Raw genomic sequence first — 504 nt, forward strand, 5'->3', positions numbered from 1 at the left:
ATGAAACTGCTAGGGTGATAGTAGGAAAGAGTTTCTAATGGATCAAACTGATGAATTATCAAAATATTAATTAATGACTGAATATTGATTTATGAAAATAGTGGCGTTTGCAATAGATTGGAATTGATACAATTTAGGGGGGAATTTTGTGAGTGTTAATATGCAAGAATTGAAAGCGATTACTAAAAAAACCAATGTACGCTATTTGACTTTGGCTATATTATTTATCACGACCGCAGTTAACTATATCGACCGTTCGGCGCTAAGTGTTGCTGCCCCTGTAATGAACAAAGATCTACAATTGGATGCGGTGTCATTGGGAATTGCTTTCTCGGCGTTCAACTGGGCCTATGCTTTTCTGCAAATCCCTGGTGGATGGTTATTGGATCGATTTGGAGCCCGTATTGTTTATGGCGTTGGGTTGTTCCTATGGTCGTTATTCACCTTTTTTCAAGGATGGGTTAGCGGATTTCTCATGTTATTCATTCTAAGATTTGTGGTAGG

Annotated in this window: 1 protein-coding gene; it reads left to right on the forward strand. The window is 38.1% G+C overall.

Translation table 11 applies throughout. The annotated features are described in order from the left end of the window. Positions 1 to 148 precede the first annotated feature (148 nt). On the forward strand, positions 149 to 504 hold a 356-nt coding region (locus V7659_RS25475), incomplete at its 3' end, for an MFS transporter (protein WP_335542911.1).

The organism is Neobacillus drentensis (assembly GCF_036966985.1).
Taxonomy (GTDB): Bacteria; Bacillota; Bacilli; order Bacillales; family Cytobacillaceae; genus Neobacillus; species Neobacillus drentensis_E.